This is a genomic window from Saccharopolyspora antimicrobica (genome assembly GCF_003635025.1).
Lineage (GTDB): Bacteria > Actinomycetota > Actinomycetes > Mycobacteriales > Pseudonocardiaceae > Saccharopolyspora > Saccharopolyspora antimicrobica.
Window position 1 is genome coordinate 805,947 of record NZ_RBXX01000002.1, and the last position, 25,602, is coordinate 831,548.

19 protein-coding genes, 1 tRNA gene and 1 pseudogene are annotated in these 25,602 nt (G+C 68.7%); 8 read left to right on the top strand and 13 right to left on the bottom strand.

Annotated features, from left to right (window positions below; translation table 11 throughout):
• Positions 1-58 precede the first annotated feature (58 nt).
• Positions 59-3,484, top strand: a complete 3,426-nt coding sequence (locus tag ATL45_RS04310) for an indolepyruvate ferredoxin oxidoreductase family protein (protein WP_093151807.1) — start codon at positions 59-61, stop codon at positions 3,482-3,484.
• A gap of 93 nt (positions 3,485-3,577) precedes the next feature.
• On the opposite strand, the gene ATL45_RS04315 is transcribed toward ATL45_RS04310, so the two are convergent.
• From ATL45_RS04315 to ATL45_RS04325, 3 genes are all read right to left on the bottom strand, one after another.
• On the bottom strand, positions 3,578-4,030 hold the full coding sequence (locus tag ATL45_RS04315) for a GreA/GreB family elongation factor (RefSeq protein ID WP_093151810.1): 453 nt from the start codon (positions 4,028-4,030) through the stop codon (positions 3,578-3,580).
• Between the two features lie 64 nt (positions 4,031-4,094).
• The gene (locus ATL45_RS04320; RefSeq protein WP_093151813.1) at positions 4,095-4,826 is read right to left on the bottom strand and encodes a Clp protease N-terminal domain-containing protein; all 732 of its coding nucleotides are present in this window, start codon (positions 4,824-4,826) and stop codon (positions 4,095-4,097) included.
• Positions 4,827-4,875: 49 nt separating this feature from the next.
• Complete coding sequence (locus tag ATL45_RS04325; protein ID WP_093151815.1) at positions 4,876-6,705, bottom strand: MFS transporter; 1,830 nt, start codon at positions 6,703-6,705, stop codon at positions 4,876-4,878.
• Positions 6,706-6,754: 49 nt separating this feature from the next.
• Here ATL45_RS04325 and ATL45_RS04330 point away from each other — a divergent pair, with 49 nt between their 5' ends.
• Entirely contained in the window at positions 6,755-7,450 is a 696-nt protein-coding gene (locus tag ATL45_RS04330; RefSeq protein WP_093151818.1) for a TetR/AcrR family transcriptional regulator, read from the top strand.
• Between the two features lie 60 nt (positions 7,451-7,510).
• Here ATL45_RS04330 and ATL45_RS04335 read toward each other — a convergent pair whose 3' ends face one another.
• From ATL45_RS04335 to ATL45_RS38275, 4 genes and pseudogenes are all read right to left on the bottom strand, one after another.
• Positions 7,511-9,019, bottom strand: coding sequence for an SDR family oxidoreductase (locus ATL45_RS04335; RefSeq protein WP_093152534.1), 1,509 nt, complete (start codon positions 9,017-9,019; stop codon positions 7,511-7,513).
• Between the two features lie 168 nt (positions 9,020-9,187).
• Positions 9,188-10,114 carry an ImmA/IrrE family metallo-endopeptidase gene (locus ATL45_RS04340; protein ID WP_246025161.1) on the bottom strand — a complete coding sequence of 309 codons (927 nt, stop codon included), beginning with the start codon at positions 10,112-10,114 and terminating at the stop codon, positions 9,188-9,190.
• A gap of 12 nt (positions 10,115-10,126) precedes the next feature.
• Positions 10,127-10,312 (bottom strand): annotated as a pseudogene (locus tag ATL45_RS40215) (helix-turn-helix domain-containing protein); the annotation flags it as partial.
• Between the two features lie 29 nt (positions 10,313-10,341).
• On the bottom strand, positions 10,342-11,028 hold the full coding sequence (locus ATL45_RS38275) for a hypothetical protein (RefSeq protein ID WP_143121615.1): 687 nt from the start codon (positions 11,026-11,028) through the stop codon (positions 10,342-10,344).
• Positions 11,029-11,440: 412 nt separating this feature from the next.
• On the opposite strand from ATL45_RS38275, the gene ATL45_RS04350 reads away from it, so the two are divergent.
• The 5 genes from ATL45_RS04350 to ATL45_RS04370 all read left to right on the top strand — a co-directional run bounded on the left by ATL45_RS04350 (position 11,441) and on the right by ATL45_RS04370 (position 17,524).
• Entirely contained in the window at positions 11,441-12,793 is a 1,353-nt protein-coding gene (locus ATL45_RS04350) for a cryptochrome/photolyase family protein (protein WP_093151823.1), read from the top strand.
• A 55-nt stretch (positions 12,794-12,848) separates the two neighbouring features.
• Positions 12,849-13,667: an MBL fold metallo-hydrolase gene (locus ATL45_RS04355; protein ID WP_211841175.1), complete on the top strand. Its 819-nt coding sequence runs from the start codon at positions 12,849-12,851 to the stop codon at positions 13,665-13,667.
• Between the two features lie 83 nt (positions 13,668-13,750).
• Entirely contained in the window at positions 13,751-14,473 is a 723-nt protein-coding gene (locus ATL45_RS04360; RefSeq protein ID WP_093151826.1) for a Crp/Fnr family transcriptional regulator, read from the top strand.
• A gap of 112 nt (positions 14,474-14,585) precedes the next feature.
• Entirely contained in the window at positions 14,586-15,446 is an 861-nt protein-coding gene (locus tag ATL45_RS04365; RefSeq protein ID WP_093151829.1) for a hypothetical protein, read from the top strand.
• Positions 15,443-17,524: a hypothetical protein gene (locus ATL45_RS04370; RefSeq protein ID WP_143121616.1), complete on the top strand. Its 2,082-nt coding sequence runs from the start codon at positions 15,443-15,445 to the stop codon at positions 17,522-17,524. Before ATL45_RS04365 ends, ATL45_RS04370 begins: the two co-directional genes overlap by 4 nt.
• Positions 17,525-17,562: 38 nt before the next feature.
• On the opposite strand, the gene ATL45_RS04375 is transcribed toward ATL45_RS04370, so the two are convergent.
• From ATL45_RS04375 to ATL45_RS04385, 3 genes are all read right to left on the bottom strand, one after another.
• Positions 17,563-17,637, bottom strand: a tRNA-Val gene (locus tag ATL45_RS04375).
• Positions 17,638-17,742: 105 nt separating this feature from the next.
• Positions 17,743-18,207 (bottom strand): peroxiredoxin, encoded by a 465-nt coding sequence (locus ATL45_RS04380; RefSeq protein ID WP_093151835.1) that lies wholly within the window; start codon positions 18,205-18,207, stop codon positions 17,743-17,745.
• Between the two features lie 112 nt (positions 18,208-18,319).
• Positions 18,320-18,754: a DUF3052 domain-containing protein gene (locus tag ATL45_RS04385; RefSeq protein ID WP_093151838.1), complete on the bottom strand. Its 435-nt coding sequence runs from the start codon at positions 18,752-18,754 to the stop codon at positions 18,320-18,322.
• A 292-nt stretch (positions 18,755-19,046) separates the two neighbouring features.
• On the opposite strand from ATL45_RS04385, the gene aceE reads away from it, so the two are divergent.
• Positions 19,047-21,815 (top strand): pyruvate dehydrogenase (acetyl-transferring), homodimeric type, encoded by a 2,769-nt coding sequence (gene aceE, locus ATL45_RS04390; RefSeq protein WP_093151840.1) that lies wholly within the window; start codon positions 19,047-19,049, stop codon positions 21,813-21,815.
• A 59-nt stretch (positions 21,816-21,874) separates the two neighbouring features.
• On the opposite strand, the gene ATL45_RS04395 is transcribed toward aceE, so the two are convergent.
• The 3 genes from ATL45_RS04395 to ATL45_RS04405 form a co-directional block, all read right to left on the bottom strand.
• Entirely contained in the window at positions 21,875-23,440 is a 1,566-nt protein-coding gene (locus ATL45_RS04395; RefSeq protein WP_246025162.1) for an alkaline phosphatase D family protein, read from the bottom strand.
• Positions 23,441-23,598: 158 nt separating this feature from the next.
• The gene (locus ATL45_RS04400) at positions 23,599-24,876 is read right to left on the bottom strand and encodes a M14 family metallopeptidase (protein ID WP_093151845.1); all 1,278 of its coding nucleotides are present in this window, start codon (positions 24,874-24,876) and stop codon (positions 23,599-23,601) included.
• A gap of 58 nt (positions 24,877-24,934) precedes the next feature.
• Positions 24,935-25,582 carry a nicotinamide mononucleotide transporter family protein gene (locus tag ATL45_RS04405; protein WP_093151847.1) on the bottom strand — a complete coding sequence of 216 codons (648 nt, stop codon included), beginning with the start codon at positions 25,580-25,582 and terminating at the stop codon, positions 24,935-24,937.
• Positions 25,583-25,602: the final 20 nt, after the last annotated feature.

Below are 25,602 nucleotides of genomic sequence, written 5' to 3' on the forward strand. Positions count from 1 at the left end.
CACCGATATGAGTTGGAGTGTCGGCGATCACGATGCCTGCCGGGAGAAGGAGTTCGACATGGCCGGGTTCACGCTGGACGACCGCTACCTCCGGGAGGCGGGCACGGTCTACGTGACGGGGGTGCAGGCCCTGGTGCGGGTGCTGTTCGACCGGATCCGGCTGGACCGGCGCGCCGGATCGAGCACCGCGGCGTTCGTCTCCGGCTACGAGGGCTCGCCGCTGGGCGGGTTCGACCTGGAGCTGGCCCGCCGCGCGAAGCTGCTCGGCGAGCACGACGTGGTGCACCGGCCCGGCGTGAACGAGGAGCTGGGCGCCACCTCCGTGCTGGGCAGCCAGCTCACCGGACGCCTCAGCACGCAGCGCCCGGACGGCGTGCTCGGCGTCTGGTACGGCAAGGCCCCCGGCCTGGACCGGGCCAGCGACGCCCTGCGGCACGCCAACCTCGCGGGCGCCGACCCGCGCGGTGGCGCGGTCGCACTGGTCGGCGACGACCCGAACGCCAAGTCGTCCACGGTTCCGGCCGCGTCCGAGGCCGCGCTGGCCGACCTGCACATCCCGACGTTCTTCCCGGCGGATTCCCAGGACGTGCTGGACTTCGGGCGGCACGCGGTCGAGCTGTCCCGGGCGAGCGGGCTGTGGTCGGCGCTGAAGGTGGTGGCCAACGTCGCCGACTCGGCCGGGACCGCGACCGTCACCCCGGACTGGACCCCGCCCGAGATGCGCGCGGAGGCCTACTCCCACCGGCCCAGCGCCCGGCTGCTCGGCGCGGAGCTCGCCGGGCTGGAGAGCAGCCTCTACAACATCCGGATCCCGCTGGCGCTGGAGTACCTGCGGGGCAGCGACGTCAACCGGATCACCCGGTCCGCGGCCGGGGACCGGATCGGCATCGTCGCCGCGGGCAAGTCCTACCTGGACCTCCGCCAGGCGCTGCGCACCCTCGGGCTGGACGAGCAGGACCTGGCCCACTTCGGCATCCGGCTGCTCAAGCTCGGCGCGATCCACCCGCTGGAGCCCGGCATCATCCGGGAGTTCGCCGCGGGGCTGACCGAGATCGTGGTGGTCGAGGAGAAGCGGTCGTTCCTGGAGCAGGCGATCAAGGAGATCCTCTACGGCAGCCCGGACGCGCCGCAGGTGCACGGCAAGAAGACCCCCGACGGCCGCACCCTGTTCACCGAGCTCGGCGAGCTCGACCCGGACCGCATCGCACGCGGCCTGGCCGACCGGCTGACCGCGCACGGCGAGGTCCCGCAGGTCGACGCCTGGCGCAAGCGGCGCAGGCGCGAGCGGATCTCCGTCCCGCTGCTGGCCCGCACGCCGTACTTCTGCTCGGGCTGCCCGCACAACTCCTCGACCAAGGTGCCCGACGGGACCGTGGTCGGCGCGGGCATCGGCTGCCACACCATGGCGCTGTTCATGGATCCCGACCAGGTCGGCGACGTCGTCGGCATCACGCAGATGGGCGGCGAGGGCACCCAGTGGATCGGCATGGCGCCGTTCGTCGACACCGAGCACTTCGTGCAGAACATCGGTGACGGCACCTTCACCCACTCCGGCAGCCTGGCGGTGCGCGCGGCCGTCGCGGCGGGCGTGAACATCACCTACAAGCTGCTGCACAACTCCGCCGTGGCGATGACCGGCGGGCAGGACGCCGTCGGCGCCCTGCCGGTGGGCAAGATCGCCGAACTCCTGCTGCTGGAAGGGGTTTCGAAGGTCATCGTCACCAGCGACGCGCCGAAGCGGTTGCGCGGCCTGATGCCCCGCGGCGTGACCGTCCGGCACCGCGACGAACTCCTCGCCGCGCAAGCGGAACTGGCCGAGGTCCCGGGCGTCACGGTGCTCATCCACGACCAGGAGTGCGCGGCGGAGAAGCGCCGCAAGCGCCGCCGCGGCAAGCAGCCGACCCCGGCGGAGAAGGTGCTGATCAACGAGCGGGTGTGCGAGGGCTGCGGGGACTGCGGCGCGAAGTCCAACTGCCTGTCGGTGCAGCCGGTGAGCACCGAGTTCGGCCGCAAGACCCAGATCCACCAGTCGTCCTGCAACGTCGACTACTCCTGCCTGGCCGGGGACTGCCCGTCGTTCCTGACCGTCGTGCCCAGCGGCCGCAAGCAGCACCGCGAGATCGGCGAGCTGGCCGCCTCCGAGCTGCCCGAACCGGAGCGCGGCGAGGACGACTTCACCGTGCGCATCACCGGCATCGGCGGCACCGGCGTGGTCACGGTGACGCAGATCCTGGCCACGGCCGCGGTGATCGACGGCCGCCAGGTGCGCACCCTGGACCAGATCGGCCTCGCGCAGAAGGGCGGCGCGGTGGTCTCCGACCTCAAGATCACCTCGGAGCCGGTCGAGCAGGCGCCGAAGCTCGCCGCCGGCGAGTGCGACCTCTACCTGGGCTGCGACCTGCTGGTGGCCGCCGACCCGGTGCACCTGGCGGCGGCGGCCGCGGAGCGGACGACCGCGGTGGTGTCCACGACCGAGGTCCCGACCGGCCGGATGGTGGTGGACACCGAGGTGTCGTTCCCGGCGCAGTCCGGCATCCGCTCGGCGCTCGACGACGCCACCGCCCGCGCGTTCTACCTGGACGCGCGCGGCCTGGCGGAGGAGCTGTTCGACGACGACCAGTTCGCCAACATCCTCCAGCTCGGCGCCGCCTACCAGTGCGGCGCCCTGCAGCTGTCCGCCGAGAGCATCGAGCAGGCGATCGAGCTGAACGGCACTGCGGTGGCCGCCAACGTCCAGGCGTTCCGCCGCGGCCGCCAGGCCATCGCCGACCCGGACGCGCTGCGGGCCGAGATCACCCCGGCCCCGGTCGAACCGCCGGCGCCGAGCCCGGCCGCGCAGCGGGTGCGGGCGCTGGTGAAGGCCGACGAGGGCTCGGAACTGGCGCGGCTGCTCGACATCCGGATCCCGGACCTGGTCGACTACCAGGACGAGGCCTACGCCCGCGACTACGCGGAGTTCGTGGAGCGGGTGCGGCGCACGAGCTCGGCGGAGGTGGCCGAGGCGGTGGCCCGCAACCTGCACAAGCTGATGGCCTACAAGGACGAGTACGAGGTGGCGCGCCTGTCGCTCGACGAGCGCCTGCAGGCCGACATCGAGGCCCAGTTCGGCCCGGGTTCCCGCTACGCCTTCCGCCTGCACCCGCCGGTGCTGCGCGCGCTGGGCGTGGACCGCAAGATCAGCCTCGGCCCGTGGTTCCGGCAGGTGTTCCGGCTGCTGCGCGCGATGCGCAAGGTGCGCGGCACCCGCCTGGACCTGTTCGGCTACGCCAAGGTCCGCCGCGTGGAGCGCGAGCTGGTCGAGCAGTACCGCGGCGTCATCGAGCGCGCCGTGGCCGCCGGCCACCCGGCGCTGCTGGAGCTGGCGGAGCTGCCGGACGTGATCCGCGGCTACGAGGAGATCAAGCTGGCCAACGTCGAGACCTACCGCGAGAAGCAGTCCGAACTGCTCAAGTCGCCGGCACCCGAGCGGGTCGCCGCGGTCTGAGGCACGGCGAGGGGCCGGGGATCCCGCGATTTCAATTGAAATCAGACGTCTGATTTCAATTGAAATCGCATCCGGGAACCCCGGCCCACCGCTTCAGCTCGGCCGGCGGATGCTGAGCACTTCGACCTCGACGGCCCCGTCCGGTGTCGGATACCGAACGGTCTCGCCCTGCTGGCCGTGCGCCAGCGCCAGGCCCAGCGGGCTGTCGGAGGTCACCGTGATGTCCTCCTCCCCGGCCAGCACCTCCTCCGGAATCGCCACGACCTTGAAGGTCTGCGTCGAACCGTCGGAGAACCGCAGCACCACCTCGGTGCCCGGATCGACGCCCTGCACGTCGATCCGGCCGGCCCGCAGCTTCTCCAGCTCGGCGATGCGCTCGTCGATGGCGGCGACCTCGTCCCCGCCCTGCAACTCCTGCGAGGCATCGCCGCTGTCACCCGGTCCCGAGCTCTGCACGAGCTCGTCGACCAGCCGCTCGCGCCGCGCGCGAAGCGAGCGGATCTCCTCCGCCAGCCGCTCCCGGGTGGCCTGGTCCGCACCGCTCATCGCCGCTCCTCCCCGAAGTTTTCGCAGCTGATGCTCGGCGTCGGTGCCCGGGAGCACAACTCGATCAGGCCTGCTCGCCGGTGATCTCGGCCAGCGCGGCGGCGACGTTCTCCTCGACGGCGCCCTTCTCGATCCCGAGACCGCTCAGCACACCGGTCCCGGCTTCGTTCTCCAGCAGCGCGAGCAGCACGTGCTCGGTCCCGATGTAGTTGTGCCCGAGCCGCAGGGCTTCCCGGAAGGTCAGCTCCAGCACCTTCTTCGCCCCGGCGTCGAAGGGGACGAGGTGCGGCACCTCATCGACGGCGGCGGGCAGCGCCCCGACCGCGGCCTGTCGCACGTCGTCGAGCGAAACACCCTGCGCGACAATCGCTTTGGCACCGAGCCCCTCAGTCTCCCCGATCAGCCCGAGCACCAGGTGATCGGTCCGGATCTCGGCGTTCCCGGCGTCCCGGGCCTCCTTCTGCGACACCACCACGATGTTGCGGGCACGCGGCGTGAACCGGCTGAAGCCCTGCGAGGGATCGAGGTCGGAGACCTCGCCCGGCCCCTTGGGCACGAACCGCTTCTGCGCGGCCTGCTTGCTGACGCCCATGCTCTTGCCGATGTCGGTCCAGGAAGCCCCGGACCGCCGGGCCTGGTCGACGAAGTGCCCGATCAAGTGATCGGCGACCTCGCCGAGGTGCTCCCCGGCGACAACAGCGCTCGACAGCTGCTCGAGAGCGTCCCCGTGCACCTTCTTGATGGCGGAGATCAACTCGTCCAGCGAAACGTGATCCGAAATCTTCAACTCGTCCATGCGTCAACCATAGGTTGACGATCGCCATGCGTCAACCATACGTTGACGATCAACCCAACCGCTCCTCCACTACCCGCGCAAGGGCCAGCGCAGCCGGATCGATCTCCTCCGCCCGAGCGGCCGACCGAAGCCACTCGGCGAGCGGCCCCGCCACCGCGGGCGAGAAGACAATGATCCACCGAGCACTCCTCGCCCGGGCCTCGGCGACGTGCTCGGTCGAGCCATCGGCGAAGTGCGCGACGACGTCGGGCCGCGTGGCCAGCAACCCACCACCCCGCCAATCCCCACCGGTGGAAGCACCAGCAAGCCGCTCGATCCGATCGGCCACCGCAAGAAGCTCATCCCGCTCGCTCATACCCACATCATCCGGGGTGGGCCCCGTGGTCATGCGGTGATCGGGCTCCAGGACGCGCCAGGCGATGACGGCGCCCGCGACCGCGAACGCGGCGCAGCCGATCATCGCGACGCTCTGCGCTTGGGTGAAGGCCAGCTGCGCGGCACCGACGAGGTCGCGCTGCTCGGCGCTCAGCTCACCGAGGGTGCTGCCCAGCGACGATCCGGCACGGACGTTCAGCTCGGGCGGCGCGAAGAACCGGTAACCGGCCGCCACCGCGCTGCCGATGAGCGCAACCCCGAGGGCGATGCCCAGCTGCTGGTGGGTGTCGTTGAGCGCCGACCCCATCCCCGCCCGATCCGGCGGAACCGCACCGAGGACCGTGGCGTGAACCGACGGAGATGCGAGCCCCGAGCCGGCACCGGCGAGGAGCAGACCGCCCGCGAGGACCGCGTAGGAGCTGGCCGGGGTGAGCATCGCGAGAACCGCGAAACCGGCTGCGGTGACGGTGAAACCGATGACGATCGAGCGTCGGCGACCGACTCGGCCCGGCAGCCGGGCACCGATCGGCGAAGCCCCGACCACACCGACGGCCAGCGGCACGACCGCGAGACCCGCTTGCAGCGGGGTGCGGTCCAGGACGTGCTGGAGGTGCTGGGTCAGCACGAAAAGGACGCTGCCGGTGCCGATCGCCAGGACCCCGACCGCGGCGCTCGCCCCGGCGAACCGCCGGTCCCGGTAGAGGCCCAGGTCGACCATGGGCGCCCTGGCCCGCCGCTGGCGCAGCCAGAACGCGGCTGCGGAGAGCGCGGTCAGCACCAGGGCGGCGAGGACGAGCGGCGACGCCGGCCCGCGGTCGGGAACGAGGATGATGGCGGCGACGAAGGAACCCATCGCGAAGGTGACCGCAACCGCTCCCACCAGGTCGACTGCGCGGCAGAGCCGGTCTCGGGACTCGGGCACGAGCCAACCGATCAGCACGAGCGCGACGGCAGCCAGGACGGCGTTGACCAGGAAGATCCCCGGCCATCCCCACCGCTCGACCAGCGCTCCCCCGGCGAGGGGGCCGACGGCCATCGCAGCCGATCCCACCGCCGACCAGGCCGCGAACGCCTTGACCCGCTCACCGGGTTCGAAGGTGTGCACCAGGATCGCCAGCGTCCCCGGCATCACCAGCGCCGCGCCGACGCCCATGACCGCGCGGGCTGCGATCAGGAACCACACGGTGGACGCGAATGCCGCCAGCACCGAGGCCGCGGCCAGGATCCCCAGCCCGGCGAGCACGACCAACCGCCGCCCGTACCGGTCCGCGATCGCGCCGGCCGCGACCAGCAGCCCGGCGAAGACCACGACGTAGGAGTTGACGACCGCCTGCAGCTGAGCGGCGCTCGCACCCAGATCGTCCTCGATGGTCGGGATCGCGACGTTGAGGATCGTGTTGTCGACGACGATCACCGTGAGGGCGACGCAGACCGCCGCCAAGATCACCCACCGCCGCGGGTCGCGCCGGTGAACGCACGCGGACGCTTCTTCACCAACAGTCATTGATTTAACCTACAGTGTAGGTCAAACCCAACGGCGATAGACTCGGATCATGGTCGCGCAACACCACGAGGACACCCCCGGCGCAGTGTGGTTCCGCGAGCCGCAGCGGCGCCGCAAAACCCCTGCGCTCAACCGGGATCGGATCATCCGAGCCGCTGTCGACCGCCTCGACCGCGACGGGATCGAAGGCCTGAGCCTGCGCAAGATCGCCGCCGACCTCGACGTCCACGCCACGAGCCTGTACTGGCATGTGGCCACCAAGGGGGACCTCCTCGACCTCGCGCTCGACGAGGTGTTCGCCGAGATCGCGCTCCCCGACGCGCCTAGCTCGGTGGACTGGACCGACGTGCTGCTGGCCTACATGCGCCAGCTCCGCGCGATGCTCCTGCGCCACCCGTGGGCGGGCTCGCTCGCCAGCACCCGCCCCTTGGCCGGACCGCACGCGCTGGCGCGATCCGAATCGGTCTACGCCGCGCTCGACGAGGCCGGCCTCGAAGGCGATGCGCTCGCGGCCGCGGCAGCAGCCGTGTCCAACCTCGCCATCGCGACGGCCTCGACCCAAGCCGCCTGGGCCCGGCAACCCGAAGCGGCCAGCCGCGAAGCCCTCCACCAACGCATCGCGCGAGAACGAGACCGCTACCCGACGCTGGCCAAGCACCTCGAAAGCCACCTCGACGGCTGGGACTCGCAGTTCGAGATCACCGCCCGGACCTTCGTCGAGGGACTCGAAGCCCGGTATCGGTAGCCGATTCCCAGTGGGCTCCAGCAGTCCTGCGCACGGATCGGCACCTCTACTGCCTCGTTCTCATCGAAGCGACTCCGCCGAGGTGGCCCCGCGCTTCCCGGCGGGTGCGCGTCCCGCAGCACCGAGGATCCGGCGCACCATCCCGCCGAAGACCAGCCCGTGGAAAGGCGCCACCGCCCACCAGTAGAGATGCCCCAGCAAGCCGTGCGGGATGAACACCGCGCGCTGCCGGTAGCGGGTGCCGCCGTCCTCCGGTTCGACCGACAGCTCCAGCCACGCTCGACCCGGCACCTTCATCTCCGCCCGCAGGCGCAGGAAGCGTCCTTCCGCCAGCTCTTCGACCCGCCACCAGTCCAGCGCGTCACCCGTGCGCAGGCGCTGCGGATCGCGCCGTCCGCGGCGAAGCCCGACTCCGCCCAGCAGCCGATCGATCCAGCCGCGAACCGCCCAGGCCAGCGGGAACGAGTACCAGCCGTGGCGGCCGCCGATGCCTTCCACCACGCGCCAAACGGCTTCCGGCGGCGCGTCTGTGACGCGCTCGCGCACATCCCGGTAGACCGTGCCACCGGACCACGCCGGGTCGGACGGGATCGGCTCCCACGGGGCGCTGACCGGTGACGCGTCCGACCACCGCGTCTCCACTTCGCCGCGCTGGATCCGGCGCAACGCCAGCGCGATCGCGTCCGCGAGCCCGGTCAGGCCGCCCTCGGGGCGCGCGATGTGGTCGTCGATGTCGTGCTCGGCGCAGACGGCCTCGTTGATCAGCGATTCGATGAGCGGTACCCCGATGCTGCGCGGCACCGGAGTCACGATGTCGATCCACAGCGAGCTGAGCTCCGGCGACAGCACCCGCACCGGCACCATCACCCGCCGGGGCAGCCCGGCCACCGCGGCGTAGGTGCGCATCATCTGCGCGTAGGTCAGGACGTCCGGGCCGCCGATGTCGAAGGCCCGGCTGACCTCGCCGGGCAGGTCGGCCGCCGCGACCAGGTAGTGCAGCACGTCCCGCACGGCGATCGGCTGGACCCGGTTGCTCACCCAGCGCGGCGTGACCATCGCGGGCAACCGCTCGGTGAGGTACCGCAGCATCTCGAAGCTGGCCGAACCGGAACCGATGATCACGGCGGCTTGCAGCACAGCGGTCGGCACGCCGCTGCGCAACAACGTCTCCCCCACCTCGGCCCGCGACCGCAGGTGCTCCGACAACTTCCCGGCGGGATGCACTCCGCCGAGGTAGACGATCCGCGACACCCCGGCCTGCCGAGCGGCCCGCCCGGCACCGGCCGCCGCACGCCGGTCGAGATCGCCGTATCCCTTCTGCTGCAAGGAATGCACCAGGTAGTACAGGACATCCGCGCCGTCGCACGCCGCGCGCACCGCGTCCTCGTCGAACAGGTCCCCGCGCACCACCTCGACCTGATCGCGCCACGGAACATCGCGGAGCTTCTCCGGCGTCCGCACCAGGCACCGCACCCGGTACCCGTTGACCAGCAACTGCGGCACGAGCCGCCCGCCCACGTAACCGGTGGCCCCGGTCACCAGGCACAACTTCGACTCCCCACTCCCCATCCACACCCGGCTACCCGACTTCACCCACGGCCACGCGGCCGTCAGCACGAGAGGGAACCTTTGTGTACCGCGAGCTGCGATTCCGGGTCGAGGACTGTGCGCGGCGAGTACCGTTAACGCCCACGAATCGATGTCGCAGAGATCACCCAGGGCCTTAGGCCTGGTGGATCAGCTCGGGGTTACCGGCGAAAGTCGTGGCCGCCCAGCGGCACTCCCAGTGCGGTGCCCCCGTTCGATCCCAGAAGCCGCTACGCCTGTGATCGTCAACCCCAGCAGCAAACTTCCAAGATCTTCCAGTGAGATGCAGAGCTCGGCCGACACATCGGCGAGGGTGATGCGCTGAGCGCGGAGCGAGCGTAGAACCTTGGTCAACAACTGGGAGGCTTCGCGCCCCACGCCATCCGGCTCCGTGCTGCGGTAGCCCGAGCGCGCGAGCGCAACACACGCCGACCGGTATTGATCATCCGTCAGCATGCCCAGGTCATGGAGCCGATGCGCGAGTGCCATCGCCGAGACGTTCCAGATCGTCTTGCCTTCGATGATATCGCTCGTCAACGCTCCGAAAGGCATTCGGGAGAGAACACTGGTGCGCGGCATGAGGAAGGCGCTGGCGAACTGGTTCGCCTCATCTTCGGCATGCTGGGACGAGAGCTCGTGGCAGCCCGAGTGGAGCACTAGGTGTCCAAGTTCGTGCGCAGCGTCGAACCGTCCTCGTTCGCCAGAGGTGAGCGTGTTGAGGAAGACGAACGGACGACGACCGTGCCAGAAGGAGAACGCGTCGACCTCGACGTGGTCGATGTCCAAGGCGAACACCCTCACCCCCCGCGACTCAAGCAGGTGCACGACGTTACGCACGGGTCGTAGGTCTACGCCCCACTGAGCACGTACGACACCCGCTGCGGCCTCCGGGGACATCCCGGCCAGCGTCGGCACTGCTGATTGGGGGAGATCGAAATGCCGTTCCAACCACTGGTTGAACTCGATCGCCAGCACGGCGGAGCTGATCGCAGCGTTCCGCTTGACCGCGGCGAGCTTCTTCCGCGCGCGGAAGGAGACCGCCGCCGCGGCGAGCTCGTGCGGCTCAGGTCTGGTCAAGAACCTGACTGGAAACCCCAAAACGTCGGCTAGCACCGCAGCCGTGCTCTGGTCCGGGACGAGGTGGCCACGCTCGTAGTCACTGACACGACGCGGGGACAGGCCAGCACGACGCCCCAGCTCAGCCTGCGTAAGCCCACGGCGTTGGCGGGCCAAGGCGAGGCGTGCTGGCGATAGCATGACCCGACCATTGTCCATGCCGGGGCATCTCGCTCATCGGGTACCGGTCAACGTGCACGGACGTAAACGTCGATCTCATCAGGATCTTCCGGTCCCTCGGGCAGCACCATCGGCGCCTCGAACCGCTGAGGGGAGAACACCAGCCGCTCTTGCCAGAAGGTGATCTGTTCGCCGGGTTCGATCGGGCCCGCCAACGACACCTCGCGGTTGACCAGGATCTGATCGCCGCCTTCCGGTGCGCCTCGAACCTCCACCAGGCGCGTTACCAGCAGCCACACATCCATCGCGACCAGATCGGAAACCTCTAAACGACCGCGCCTGCCTTCTCCGCCGACGCCGAAGAAGGCCAGCTGGTCCTCCGCCGCAGCGGCCTGCGCAGAAACTCGTCCCCGTGGGTATTTGCTGCGAGGACCTTCGCGGACCATTTCATTCCCGGTGTTCTCATCACCGAGGAGTACCCCCAACGCTCTGCTCTTGTCCGGTGCGTAGACCAAAGGCACGTTGTGCGGGTCCGCGTAGCACCAGCGTGCTCCACTCACCACGTGCTCTCTAAGTGCACCAACCCGTGCGATCCAGTCCTTGAGGCCGGAGGCGGATTTCGGCTCGAAATCGTTCCTCGGCCGACGGGCTTCCACACCAGCTCTGATCGCTTCGTCGATGTAGTCCAACCTGAGCCCCAGCTCCAGAAGACGGCGCTTCGCGTCGTCGCCCGACCGCACGATCGTCTCTGCCATCAGCCCTCCCCGAGAACAGACAAACAATCCATAGCGGCAGTCGATCAGGCTTCGGAACCGCCGAACGGGGATTTACCGTTACCCGGTCCGCGACGAACGAACGGAATTCGTCGCGGACCAGGACGACGAGCCGTTCCAGAACACGCATCGGAGGCCGATCGATCACGAAACTCCGGTTGTGGTTCAGTCGTCGCTGTTATGGAGATCTACTCCGCAGTGGTCGTTGGCCTCGACCAGGTTCTCCCAGCTTCTCGTCGCCCAGGACTCTGCGGCAGACCGTTCCGGACCGGGCGACGGCGACGGCGACGGCGACGGCTAGCGTGTGACGCCGCAGCGGCGCTCGACCACGGCCCGATGCTTCGCCCGCTGGTAGCCTCGGCCGAATTCCGCTCGTGAGACGGGGTCGAGGCCATTGCGCACGGCGATCTGCCTGTTCACCCGCGACCTGCGGGTTCACGACAACCCTGTCCTCCAGCACGCCGCACAGGCCGATCGAGTGGTTCCGCTGTTCGTGCTCGACGAAGCCGTGCTCCGCCGTTCCGCCCCCAACCGCACCGCCTTCCTGCTGGACTGCCTCCGCGACCTCCGCGGTTCGCTCCGCGAACTCGGCGCCGGGCTGGTCCTCCGAGCAGGTGCTCCCGCGACCGAGGTAGCACGTCTGGTCGACGAGGTAGGCGCGACCGAGGTCCACGTGGCCGCCGACGTCAGCGCATATGCGCAGGTCCGCGAGAACAGCCTGCGCCAGGCCCTGAACGATTGCGCCCTGCTCGTCCACGACGCCGTGGTGACGGCGCAGCCACCAGGCCACCTCGCCCCGAGCGGCAAGGACCACTTCGCCGTGTTCACTCCGTATTTCCGCCGCTGGTCAGCAACGCCCCTCCGACCCATCGCGGCCACGCCGGAGGCACTGCGGATGCCGCGGATGCGCACCGGGAAGCTGCCCACCCGCGAGGAGCTCTGCCCAGGTGAGTTGTCCCCGGACCTGCCACCCGGAGGCGAAACCGCAGGCCGCGATCTCGTGCAGCGGTGGTATGCCGAAGGGGTCGCGGACTACGGCGACCTGGACGGCGGGACGACATCGCGGCTATCGCCATACCTGCACTTCGGCTGCGTGTCCCCGATCGAACTCATCGACCAGGCCGGGGACAGCGAACCGGAACGCGCGTTCGTCCGCCAACTCGCCTGGCGCGACTTCCACCACCAGGTGCTGGCAGCCCGCCCCGCCGCCGGCCACCGCGACTACCGCCCACGAGGAGACCGGTGGCGCGAAGACCCGGAGGCGTTCCAGGCCTGGTGCGAAGGCCGCACCGGCATCCCGATCGTCGACGCGGGAATGCGCCAACTCGCGACAGAAGGCTGGATGCACAACAGAACCCGCATGATCGCGGCGAGCTTCCTGGCGAAGACCCTCCACCTCGACTGGCGCCTCGGCGCCCAGCACTTCCTGAACCTCCTGGTCGACGGAGACATCGCGAACAACAACATGAACTGGCAGTGGATGGCGGGCACCGGAACCGACACCCGCCCGAACAGAGTCCTCAACCCGACCCGCCAAGCCCAGCGCTACGACCCCGAGGGCACCTACATCCGCCGCCACCTCCCAGAACTGGCCGACCTCCCGACACGAGCACTCCACAACCCGAACCACATGGACCCCGAACAGCGAGAAGCCCGCGGCTACCCACCCCCGATAGTCGACGTGGCCGAAGCGAACGCCCACTTCCGAACCGCCCGCGACCAGCGATCGTCCTCCGCGACCCGTTGATCGATTCGGGCATACTCGGCAGCACCAGCTGAGTGCGCGAGGCAGGAGCGTCCCGGTGGAAGCTGCCGATGTCCAGGATGGCCAGGCGAACAGCAGCGGCACGCCCGCGGCAACGCCGCTGCCGGTGGCACGGCAGTGGTTCACCGCGACCCGGATCGATCAGGCGATCACCCTGATCACCGAACCGCACGTGCACCCGTTCCTGCGCTCCAACACCTGGCACGTGCGCGGCCGGGGCCGCGACCTGCTGATCGACACGGGCCTCGGCGTCCAGTCACTGCGCGCCTCCCTGCCCGGTCTGGTGAGCACCGATCGCGAACCGGTCGTGGTGCTCACCCACGCCCACCCCGACCACATGGGCTCGGCCCACGAGTTCACCGAGGTCTGGGCCCACGAAGCCGAACCAGCCGCAGCCGCGGGCCGCGGCTCCCTGATGACCGGGAACCTGGCCACCCGGATCGGCATGAGCGAAGCCCTGGTGGCCGCCCTGCCACCCGTCCTCATCGATGCGATTCCCGAACCCGGCTACCAGGTCGAGAACTACGAACTCCGCCCGGCACGGGTGACAAGGACCCTCGCCGAAGCCGACGAGATCGACCTCGGCGACCGAGTCCTCCGCGTGCTCCACCTGCCCGGCCACAGCCCGGGCAGCATCGCCCTCCTCGACGAGGAGAACGGCACCCTGTTCTCCGGAGACGTCATCTACGACGAACTCCTCCTGGACGACCTCCACGGCAGCGACCCCACCGCCTACCGGGCCACGATGAACCGCCTCCGCACCCTGGAATTGAAGGTGGTGCACGCAGGCCACGAACCCAGCTTCAGCAGAACAAGACTCCACGAGCTGGCGAACACCTACCTCAACACGCGATAGGCCGAATTACCCCACACGGCTGGCCGTACACGATCGCTCGAAGGGCGCTAGAGAGCTGATCACCAGAACTGGACCATCAGCTGGTGGACACCAAGGCAGATGAGATCGACGCCAACTCGGGGTACGCGCTCCACCGGAATACGTTCACCACCCGAGCAGGCGAAGAGATCTGCGCAGAACTGCGCGAGTTGGGGTTGCGACGGAGTTTCAGCCGCAACGAGTTCCTCTTCACGACGGGAACCCCCAGCGATCACGTGCTGTTGCTCGAGCGCGGCCTGGCAAAAGTAATCCTCCCCGGAAACGGGAGAGATCTGGTCGCAGGCATCTACGGCCCTGGCGAGCTCATCGGCGAGCAAGGAGTCCTCTTCGCCGAACAACGCAGCGCTTCGGTGGAAGCGCTCATGCCGGTCGAAGCGACCCGGATTTCGGGTCGAGTGTTCCAGGACTTCCTGACGCGCAACCCGAGAATCCTGCGCGTGCTGTACTCCGTCCTCGCCGAACGCCTTCGCAAGGCTGATCACCGACAGGTGAGCCTCGCTTCCCAGGACGTCCAGACCCGGGTCGCCCGGCAACTGCTGGCGTGGGTCGAAGCGCTCGGTCAGGCCACGGATGAAGGCATCGCAATCACCGGGCTGAGCCGGAAAGACCTCTCCCAGTGCATCGGAGCGGGCGAAACCACGGTCGACTCCGTGCTGAAAGATCTCACCGCGCGCGGACTCGTGCTCACCCACTGGCGCAAGTACGTGCTGCCATCTCCTCAGCGCCTCCGCGAGCTCATCGCGAGACCTCAACGTGCGACTACCTGAAGTGATCGAGCAACCACGAGAAAATCCCTGAAACCAGGGAGATGCCCCCACACGGAGGCACGGAAACTTCGTTCAGTCACGAGCGACCCGACCCGACTGGACGGAGCGAACATTGTCCGAGCAGACCAAACCAGCGTTGATGCCCGAGCACTGCGCTGTGCTGGCAGTGGACACCATCGGATCAGGAGGCAATGCGCCGGAGCACCTCACCGGCATCCCGGTTCTGGTCCGCCGACTGGCGGAAGCCGCGCTGCACGCGGTCGGCATCAGCGGCGACGCAGCCGTCGACGAACAGTTCACCGGCGACGGATTCATGCGCACGTACCCGAGCAGGTTCCTTCCCGCGCTGGTCGACATGGTCAACGCACTGGACGGCCTCCTCACGGCGCACAACCAGTCCGCCAAACCCGAGATCAGGCTGCGGCTCGCCCTCCACGTGGGACCGCTGCCGCGAGAACGCGGCTTCTACCGTCCCAACATCGACGTCAACCGCCTGCTCGGAGCAGCCACTTTCAAACACGTCGTGGAGCACTGCCAGGCACACGTCAGCGGTGACCGGTTCACCACAGCGCTCGTTCTGTCGGAAGGTGCGCACAAGACGGTCTTCGGAGGCGACTACACCAGGTCCGTAGACCGTCACGAGTTCGCGCCGGTGCAGATCAAGCACAACGAGTTCGATGAACGTTGCTGGGTTCGCGTGGCCGGTGTGAACCCCAAGCAGATCGTCGATGCGACTGCCGGGGTTTCGCCATCGGAGACTCCCCCCACCTCGGCCGACCAGCTCGCGACCGGTTGGGGTGAGCGTTCCATCAACAACAGCGGCACAGTTCACGGCCACCAGTTGTCCGGCGACGGGAACAACATCTACGCAACGCCGAACGTCAACGTGAGCAACTACGTGGGCGGGACGAACACCGGGATCCAGGCCGGCGTCGTGAACGGAGGCATCAATCTGAACAGGGGGCAACGATGAGTCCGGCAGCGCCCCAGCCCGAACAGCACGCCGAAAGATCTGAAGAATCCGCCAACCCGGTGGATGGGCCGCAGCCCGGGTCGACAACGCCGAGCACCGCGAACAAGGCCGGGAAGACCAACAACGGCGTCCAGACCGGTACGTTCAACGGCGACTACAACGTCTACAACTGGTACTCGGGATCCCAGAAACCCCCGTTGACCGACAGCCGCGTTTCGGTCGAGGAGATAAAGCGCGCCGAACACCATTTCGTGCCCTGCCCCGGGTTCAACGAAGCAATTGCCACTCTGCAGCGCAACCACCTCATATTCCTGCGCGGCGATGGCACCGGCCGGTCGCTGGCGAGCGTACGACTCCTGGTCGAGTGCGGGGCACGCTCCATCTCGCGACTCAACGAACGACGTTCGTTCGACAGCATCCGCAGCTCCGAGCCCGAATGGCACGAAGGCTACATCTGGGAAGGGGCGGACAGGCAGTGGCAGAAGGACGTCACGGGCCTTTCCGCCCAACGCGTCGCTGAATGGGCTGCGCAGAACGGCAGCTTCGTGGTGGTAATCACCGGAAACCACGAGAATCCCGAGCTGAAGAAGTTCGAGGAAAGACTCGGCAAACCGAACCCCACGCAGGTGGCGCTGTCATTCCTCCAGTCACAGCACAAACTCGGCGAGCAGGAGGCGGAGGAAGTCCTCGACGAGGGTTTCCGAGCCAATTTGCCTTCCGACTCAGCCCCGAACGAGGCCGAATTCGTTGCCATCCGAGCGTGGGAGGCCCACTCCGGAAAGAGAGAACGGGACGAAGCCCTTGCGGACACCTCGCGCGACCTCCGCAATTCGGTGGAGAGCTGGTTCCGCGAGAAACACGGCACCATCGAGTACGCGATGATCGTCGCCATCTCCGTTTTCGAGAACCGGACCTATGACGACGTCATGGCATCTGCCGAGGACTTGGAGGAGTTGATAGCCAAGAGCGACTTCCCCGACGGAGTACGACTGGAACGCCGAAAGATATTCGAGTTCAGCAAGAGCCAGATTCTCTTCAACCTGAGTGCCTCGACCGCACGACACCGGCACGCCGACGGGCTGGACCTCTACAAGGAAACCGTCCACTTCCGGAGATCCCGGTGGGCCCAGGAAGCCTTTCGCCGAGCATGGCAGGAGTACGACCTGTTGCGACCGGTCATCGTCGATTGGATGGCCAAGCAGGCGGATCGCGAGTTCCGGTGGTACTGCGCAAAGGCGTTGCACGACGTGCTCGTCAACGTGCCGAACAGCAACCCGCTGGAACACATAAACGCCCTCGCCCGCAAGCAGTCCACCCATGCCAATGCGCTGGCCGCCGAAATCTTGGGACGCTTCGCGGACGACCCGGGCACGAAGCACCTGGTCGAACCGATGCTACGTGATTGGTGCTCAGGCGCAGAGGGCTTCCACCGCAAGTGGACGGCCGCCCTGGTCTACGCGACTGACTACGGAGTCCATCGACCTGATTTCGCTTTGGAACAGCTGGAGAAGATCGGCAAGAGCAACGCTCGCCTGCACAATGCCGTCAAGACCGGGGTCATGTCGTTGTTGGACAGGGCGGAAAACCGCACGCTCGTGCTCCAAGCACTGGTGCACTGGACCAAGCCCTTCTCTCGGCGACGCAAGGGCGGCGAGCAGCGCGACAACCTCCGAACGGTGGGCTTGGACTGCGCGCAAGCCGCTCTCGGCCTGGCTCGCGAAACGCGCTACCTCCGCTCCTTGTCCTCAGTACCGTCGGCCGAAAGGTTCGGCGATCCAGATGCGCGCTTGGTGGCCATCCTGTTCCGGCGCGTTTTCCTGGAAGAACGGACTCGACTGCACTCGTTGCGCACTCTTCTGGAACTGTGCGACTACTGCGCGGAGCATCCGACGAGTCCGGCTGCACGCGGCCTCGCACAACTCATCGCGACAGTCACCCCGGACCTACACATGAAGTCGGAACACGAACTCTTCAAAGACTGGCGGGCCGCAGTTCCAGGCGCGGCCCACAAAGTCGATCGAGCATTCGCAACGCTGCAGCTGCTGCACCAGAGGTACTCACCACGTACCGACCGCTGATCGACGGACACGGCGAAACCATCGGAGGATTTCGCGAGTGGTGGGCGCAGTAGGGTTCGAACCTACGACCCCTTGCTTGTAAGGCAAGTGCTCTTCCGCTGAGCTATGCGCCCTGGGTGGTGGCCGTCCGGGCCGGGGGCTCGGTTGATCACCGCCGACACCTTACCTCCGGGTCGGGGCGAACCGGGCACCCGGTCGGCCACCTGGTGCTCGCCGGATCAGGCCTTGAGCTCGGCCAGGGCCTTCTTCCAGACCTCCTGGTCGCGGGCCTCGCCCGGCTGGTTCGCCTCCGCGAAGCGGACGACGCCCTCGGTGTCGATCAGGAACGTGCCGCGGTTGGCCATGCCGGCCGCCTCGTTGAACACACCGTAGGCCTTGGCGACCTCACCGTGCGGCCAGAAGTCCGACAGCAGCGGGAAGGTGTAGCCCTCCTTGTCCGCCCACGCCTTCAGCGCGAACGGGGAGTCGACCGAGACGCCGAGCACCTGGACGTCGTCGTTCTGGAAATCGCTGAGGTCATCCCGGACCTGGCAGAGCTCGCCCTGGCAGATCCCGCTGAACGCGAAGGGGTAGAAGACCAGCAGGACGTTCTTCTTGCCGCGGAAATCGGCCAGCGAGACCGACTCCTTGTTGTAGTCCGGCAGCGTGAAGTCCGGCGCCTGCGCACCGACCTCGACCGTCATGAGCGAACCCTCCTGTTCGACGTGACCATGTCCTCGCCGAACCTACACCGAACAGACGAACGTGGGCACCGATGGCGGCCACCGGTGCCCACGTGCTGGACGTCCTCGACCGTCAGCGCTTGGCCTTCGCCGAGCGCAGGGCCAGCCGGGTGCCCTTCCACCCATCGCTGACGGTGACGTTGGCCGTCTGGGCCAGATTCGCCGTCGATGCCGCTTCCGTGATGTCGGCCGGGTCGACGGACCCATCCCGGCCGGTCTTCGGGGTCAGCACCCAGATGACCCCTTCGTCGGACAGCGGTGTCATGACGTCGAGAAGAGTGTCCGTCAGGTCGCCGTCGTCTTCGCGCCACCACAGCAGCACGACATCGACCACTTCGTCGGCATCTTCGTCGAGCAGATCGCTCCCGCAACGCTCCTCGATCGCGGCCCGGACATCATCATCGACATCCTCGTCCCAGCCGATTTCCTGGACAACCATCTCGGGCTCGATATCGAGCCTCTCGGCGACGTCGGCTTCGCCTTTACCGGCGTCTCCCGCGGCGACCACGGTTTGCTCACTCCTCCAATGCACCGGCGCGGCGCCGCTGGCACCGCACAGCTTTCAGATATGGCCGATAGCGAACACTGCGGACCGCCCTCGGCGCAACTGCTGACGGCACGACACGCCGCAGCAGCGGTCAGGCCATGACTGTAGACCGGTAGACCTCGCACCAACAGCCTGGTCCGCGGCGCGGCCGCTGTCGGTGCACGCATCCGTGGCCGAAATGGGGGACGATGACAGTGTTCGACATCACTGTTCGAACACCTGCCACGGCCACGAAGCAGTCGAGGAGTTCCTCTTGTCCCCGCTCAACAACGACGCCGGTGCCGTCCCCACCCAGCGGGTGCGGGTCATCCGGGACGGTCTCGCCTCCTACCTGCCGGACATCGATCCGGAGGAGACCGAGGAGTGGCTGCAGTCCTTCGACTCGGTGCTGTCCGGTCACGGGCAGCAGCGCGCGCGCTACCTGATGCTCCGGTTGCTGCAGCGCGCCCGGGAGAACGGCGTCGGCATCCCGTCGCTGACCAGCACGGACTACGTCAACAGCATCGCCACCGAGCAGGAGCCCTGGTTCCCCGGTGACGAGGAGACCGAGCGCCGCTACCGCGCCTGGATGCGGTGGAACGCTGCGGTGATGGTGCACCGGGCGCAGCGCCCGGGCGTCGGTGTGGGTGGCCACATCTCGTCGTTCGCCTCTTCGGCCAGCCTCTACGAGGTCGGGTTCAACTGGTTCTTCCGGGGCAAGGATCACCCGGGCGGGGGCGACCACCTCTACATCCAGGGCCACGCCTCCCCCGGCATCTACGCCCGCGCGTTCCTGGAGGGCCGGCTGTCGGCCGATCAGCTCGACGGGTTCCGCCAGGAGTACTCGCACGCGGGGCCGGGTGGCGGATTGCCGTCCTACCCGCACCCGCGGCTGATGCCGGACTTCTGGGAATTCCCCACCGTCTCCATGGGGCTTGGCCCGATGAACGCGATCTACCAGGCGCGGTTCAACCGCTACCTGCACGATCGCGGCATCAAGGACACCAGCCGGCAGCGGGTGTGGGCGTTCCTCGGCGACGGTGAGATGAACGAGCCGGAGTCGCGCGGGCTGCTGCAGGTCGCCGCCAACGACGGCTTGGACAACCTCACCTTCGTGATCAACTGCAACCTGCAGCAGCTGGACGGGCCGGTGCGCGGCAACGGCAAGATCATCCAGGAGCTGGAGGGCTTCTTCCGCGGCGCCGGGTGGAACGTGATCAAGGTGATCTGGGGCCGCGAGTGGGACGCGCTGCTGCACGCCGACCGCGACGGCGCGCTGGTCAACCTGATGAACACCACCCCGGACGGCGACTACCAGACCTACAAGGCCAACGACGGCGCGTTCGTCCGGGAGCACTTCTTCGGCCGCGATCCGCGCACCAAGGAGATGGTCAAGCACCTCTCCGACGACGAGATCTGGGGCCTGCGCCGCGGCGGGCACGACTACCGCAAGATCTACGCGGCGTACAAGGCGGCGACCGAGCACCACGGCCAGCCGACCGTGATCCTGGCCAAGACGATCAAGGGCTACGGCCTCGGCCCGCACTTCGAGGGCCGCAACGCCACCCACCAGATGAAGAAGCTGACCCTGGACGACCTGAAGCAGTTCCGGGACAGCCTGCGGATCCCGATCTCCGACGACCAGCTCGACCCGTACCTGCCGCCGTACTACCACCCCGGCCAGGAAGCGCCGGAACTCCAGTACCTGCAGGACCGGCGCCGGAAGCTGGGCGGCTACCTGCCGGAGCGGCGGGCCAGGGCCAAGCCGCTGGTGCTGCCCGGCGACAAGGTCTACGAGGTGATCAAGCGGGGCTCCGGCAAGCAGGAGGTCGCCACCACGATGGCGTTCGTCCGGCTGCTCAAGGACCTCGCCAAGGATCCCGCGATCGGGCCGCGGATCGTGCCGATCATCCCGGACGAGGCGCGGACCTTCGGCATGGACTCGATGTTCCCGTCGCAGAAGATCTACAACCCGCTCGGCCAGCTCTACACGCCGGTGGACTACCAGCTGATGCTGGCCTACCGGGAGAGCGACAAGGGGCAGATCCTGCACGAGGGCATCAACGAGGCCGGGTCGACCGCGTCGTTCACCGCGGCGGGCACCAGCTACGCCACGCACGGCGAGCCGATGATCCCGGTCTACATCTTCTACTCGATGTTCGGCTTCCAGCGCACCGGCGACAGCTTCTGGGCCGCCGCCGACCAGATGGCGCGCGGGTTCGTGCTCGGGGCGACCGCCGGGCGCACCACGCTGACCGGTGAGGGCCTGCAGCACGCCGACGGGCACTCCCAGCTGATCGCGGCGACGAACCCGGCGGTGGTGGCCTACGACCCGTCGTGGGCGTTCGAGGTGGCGCACATCGTCAAGGACGGCCTGCGGCGGATGTACGGCGAGGACGCCGAGAACGTCTTCTACTACCTGACCGTCTACAACGAGCCCTACCAGCAGCCCGCCGAGCCGGCCGACCTCGACGTCGACGCGCTGCTGCGCGGCCTGTACCGCTACCAGGCGGCGCCGGGCGGCACCGGGCCGAAGGCGCAGATCCTCACCTCGGGCGTGAGCATGCCGCTGGCGCTGAAGGCTCAGCAGATGCTCGCCGAGGAGTGGGGCGTGCAAGCCGATGTGTGGTCGGCGACGTCCTGGTCGCAGCTGCGCCGCGAGGCCGAGGCCGCCGACCGGCACAACCTGCTGCACCCGGAGGCGGAACCGCAGGTGCCGCACGTGACGCGGGTGCTGGCGAACGCCGAAGGGCCGGTCGTGGCGGTCAGCGACTGGATGCGCGCGGTGCCGGACCTGATCCGGCCGTGGGTGCCGGGCGAGATGGTCAGCCTCGGCGCGGACGGCTTCGGCTTCTCCGACACCCGCCCGGCCGCGCGGCGGGTGTTCCTGGTCGACGCGGAGTCCACCGTCGTCGCGACGCTGGCCGCGCTGGCGCGCGCCGGCCAGGTGGACAAGTCCAAGGTCGTCGAGGCCACCCGCCGCTACCGCCTGGACGACGTCCAGGCCGCGGGACCGCAGACCTCGGACGCCGGGCTCGCCTGATCGACGCGGGGGCATCTCCGACCGGAGGTGCCCCCGCCGTCGTCCTGGGAGTCCGCGGGTCAGACCGCGTGGAGGCCCGGGTCGCGGTCCTGGGTGATGAAGCTGGCCGCCGTCGTCGCCGGGGCGTTCGGCTTCGAGACGTACGGCAGCACCCGGTAGTCGGCGCGGACCTGCTCCGGGGTGAACTTCGTGCGCACGTAGCCGCGGCGGGCGCTGTAGAAGTGCACGTGCTCGTTGGCGGCCTTGAGCTTGTCACCGCCTTCGTTCGTGTCCGCGCCGTCGCGGCCGGAGGTGACCGAGGTGGTGGTCAGCTCCACGGCGACGGTGCGCGAGCGGGAGTCGTCGAAGTCGTCCTTGAGGTCGGCCGCCCAGTGCGAGTGCACGTCACCGGTGAGCACCACGACGTTGCGGGTGGTGCCGAAACCGGCCTTGATCCGCTGGCGCGACGCCTGGTAGCCGTCCCAGGCGTCCATCGGCAGGATCTTCGCCGGGCCCGGGTCGTGGTCCATCTGGGCGAACCAGACCTGCTGGCCGAGCACGTCCCACCGCGCCCGCGACTGGCGCAGCCCGTCCAGCAGCCACACCTCCTGGTCCTTGCCGGTGATGGTGCGCTCCGGGACCTTCAGGTCCGGGCCGTCGGGCTTGTTGCCGTCGCCGTAGGCCTGGTTGTCGCGGTACTGGCGGGTGTCGAGCATGTGGAAGTTCGCCAGCGAGCCCCACTGGCGGCGCCGGTAGAGCCGGATGCCGTCGCCCTGCGGCATCGACTCCCACCGCAGCGGCATGTTCTCGTAGTAGGCCTGGAACGCGGCGCGGCGGCGATCGAGGAACGCCTGCCCCGGCGTCTCGGACTTGTCCTCCGGGATCTCGGCGGCCCAGTTGTTCTCGATCTCGTGGTCGTCGAAGACGACCAGCCACGGCGCGGTGGCGTGCGCCAGCTGCAGGTCCGGGTCGGTCTTGTACTGGGCGTGCCGCTGCCGGTAGTTGGCCAGCGTGACGGTCTCGGGGCCCTCCACCTTGCGCACGTTCTTCGACGGGTTGTCGGCGTACTCGTACTGGTAGTCGCCCAGGTGCAGGATCAGGCCCGGCTCGTCCTCCGCCATCCGCCGGTAGGCGGTGAAGAAGCCCTCGCCGTAGTGCGCGCAGGAGGCGAAGCACATGGTCAGCGCGCCGAGCGTGCCGGGCGCCGGAGCGGTGCGGGTGCGGCCGACCGGCGAGAGCTCGCCCCGGGCGCGGAACCGGTAGAAGTACTCCGTCCCCGGCCGCAGGCCGTTGGCCTCGACGTGCACGCTGTGCGCCCACCGCGGCGAGGCCTCGGCCTGCCCGCGCTGCACGACGTTCTTGAACCGCTCATCCGTCGCGACTTCCCAGTTCACCTTGATCGCCTGGTCCGGCATGCCGCCGAGGCCGTTCTCGGCCAGCGGATCGCGGGCCAGCCGGGTCCACAGCACGACGCCGTGCGGCAGCGGCTCACCCGATGCGACACCGAGCGTGAACAGCTGGCCGGGGCGCATCGGGCGGCCGACGCCGCGGAGTTCGGAAGCTGCGGCGGGGATGGCGGGCGCGGCTGCGGCGAGCACGGCGCCGCTCAGCAGCACCGACCGGCGGGACAGGGAATTTCCGGGCACTTTCGATCCTCCCAGAGATGTGGTGGTCGGACCGATCTTCATCGGCGCGGCCGAACGGCAGAGCGCTCGCGCATGGCCGCCGGATGAACAGTGCCGTCCGGATGATCCGGACTGTCCGGGTGCCGTGAGCGGCGGTGGTCGCCGCTCACGGCAACGGCTCAGCAGGACAGCGGTTGCCCGTCGGTGAGGCGGAACTCGGCGCGGGAGTCGAGCAGCAGGGCGACCAGCGAGCGAGCCTCCTGACGCATCGGCACCACGCGCCCGCCGTCCGGGGCGGGGACGCTGCGCACGCCGTGCAGGTCGAGTTCGTCGCGCACCTCGCCGAACTGGTCGGCCGTCAGACGGTAGGCGCACGGCGGGTTCTCGTCGACCTTCTCCGGCGCGGGCGGTTCGTTGTCGGCGCCGCCGAAGTAGACCGGCCCCTGGTCGCGCAGGCCGGCCAGCCGGGCCTGCGTCGTCGCGGTCGCGATCTCGTCGCGGCGCTCGGACATCATCCGCAGCGTGGCGGTGATCCCGGCGAGCTGGGAGTCCACGCGGCGGTGGTTGTTCACCGCCGGATCCGCCTGCTCCTCCTCGGTCAGCGGGTCCACGCGGGTCTCCACCAGCAGGCCGATGGCGTTCTTGACGCCGGTGGTGTTGCGCAGGATCCGCTCCTGCCCGTCGCCGGCGACCTGCTTGATCGGCTCACCGGTCTCCGGGTCGGTCCAGATGCCGTAGACGCCGGTGGAGAACCCGATGTCCTCGACCGCGGGCCGGACGTACTCCTCGGACAGCCGCTCCGACTCCCCGTGCACGCCTTCGGCGGTGTTGAGGTTGCGGGGCCACAGCGCGAGGAAGTCCTTCACGTAGTACGGCGGTTTCGCACCGTACTCGTGCAGGTCGTGCACGACGTCGGGCTGCTCGTCGCGCAGCACCTTCGCGAGGGCCCGCGCTTCCGGCGACTTCAGCGCGAGGTGGTCGCGGTTGATGTCCACGCCGTTGGCGTTCTCGCGCGTGTCGGCGACGTTGCCGTCCGGGTTGGCGTTCGGCACGAACAGGACGCTCGTCGTGCGCAGGAACTGGCGCACCGCCGGGTCTTCGGAGAAGCCCAGGTCGCGGATGCTGCTGAGGCAGGCCTCGCGGCCGGACGGCTCGTCGCCGTGCTGCGAGCAGGTGAACAGGACGGTGGTGCGGGCCGACGGCGCGCCGACGCGGACCAGCCGCAGCGGGCGGTCCTGCGTGCTCGCGCCGATCTGCTCGATGGAGACGTTCCTGCCGGCCTCGTCAACGGCCCGCAGGAACTCCGACTCCTCCTCCGGTGTGGTCCACCGGCTGCCGTCGCTCTGCTCGAAACCCGTGGTGGGTGCAGCGGTCCGCTCCTGCGCGGACGCCATCGGCGCTGCCAGCAGAGCGCAGACCGCCAGCGGAACCACCGCGCTTCGCGCGAGACGCCCCATTTCGACCCCTTTCGGCGATTGTGATCACTGCGTATACACCATCGCCGAACATCAGGAGTCAAGCCTTGACAGCTAAGGCCTTCCGGGCGCGCTGCACGCGCGCCGTGCGGTTCCAGCTCCACCATCCGTGGATCACCAGCGCCGCGAACACCACGTAGATCGCCGCGCTGAAGTGGAGTCCCGAAGCGATCTGCAGCGGCACGCCGACCGCGTCCACGGCCAGCCACACCAGCCAGAACTCGACCAGACCGCGGCCCTGCGCCCAGAAGGCGACGAGCGTGCCGACGAAGATCCAGGCGTCCGGCCACGGGGCCCACGAGGCGTCCAGCGCGGACAGCAGCAGCGCGAACGCGGACGTGCCGATGGCCAGCGCGCCGATCAGCATCAGCCGCTCCACGCCGCTGGCCTTGCGCACCACGACGCCGTAGACGGGATCGCTGCGACGGCTCCAGGCCCACCAGCCGTAGACGGAGATCAGCAGGATCATCACCTGCCGGACGGCCAACCCGCCCAGGTGCGCCGAGGCGTAGACGGCGAACAGCAGCACCGTCGCCGAGACCTGCACCGGCCAGGTCGCCAGGGTTCTGCGCTGGGCGAGGAAGACCACGGCCAGGGCGCACAGCTGCCCGACGAGTTCCGCCCACGAGATCTGCTGGCCCAGCACGGTGATCCCGTTGCCGAGCAACCATTCCGCGACAGTCCGCACGCCCGCTCCTCCCACCGGCG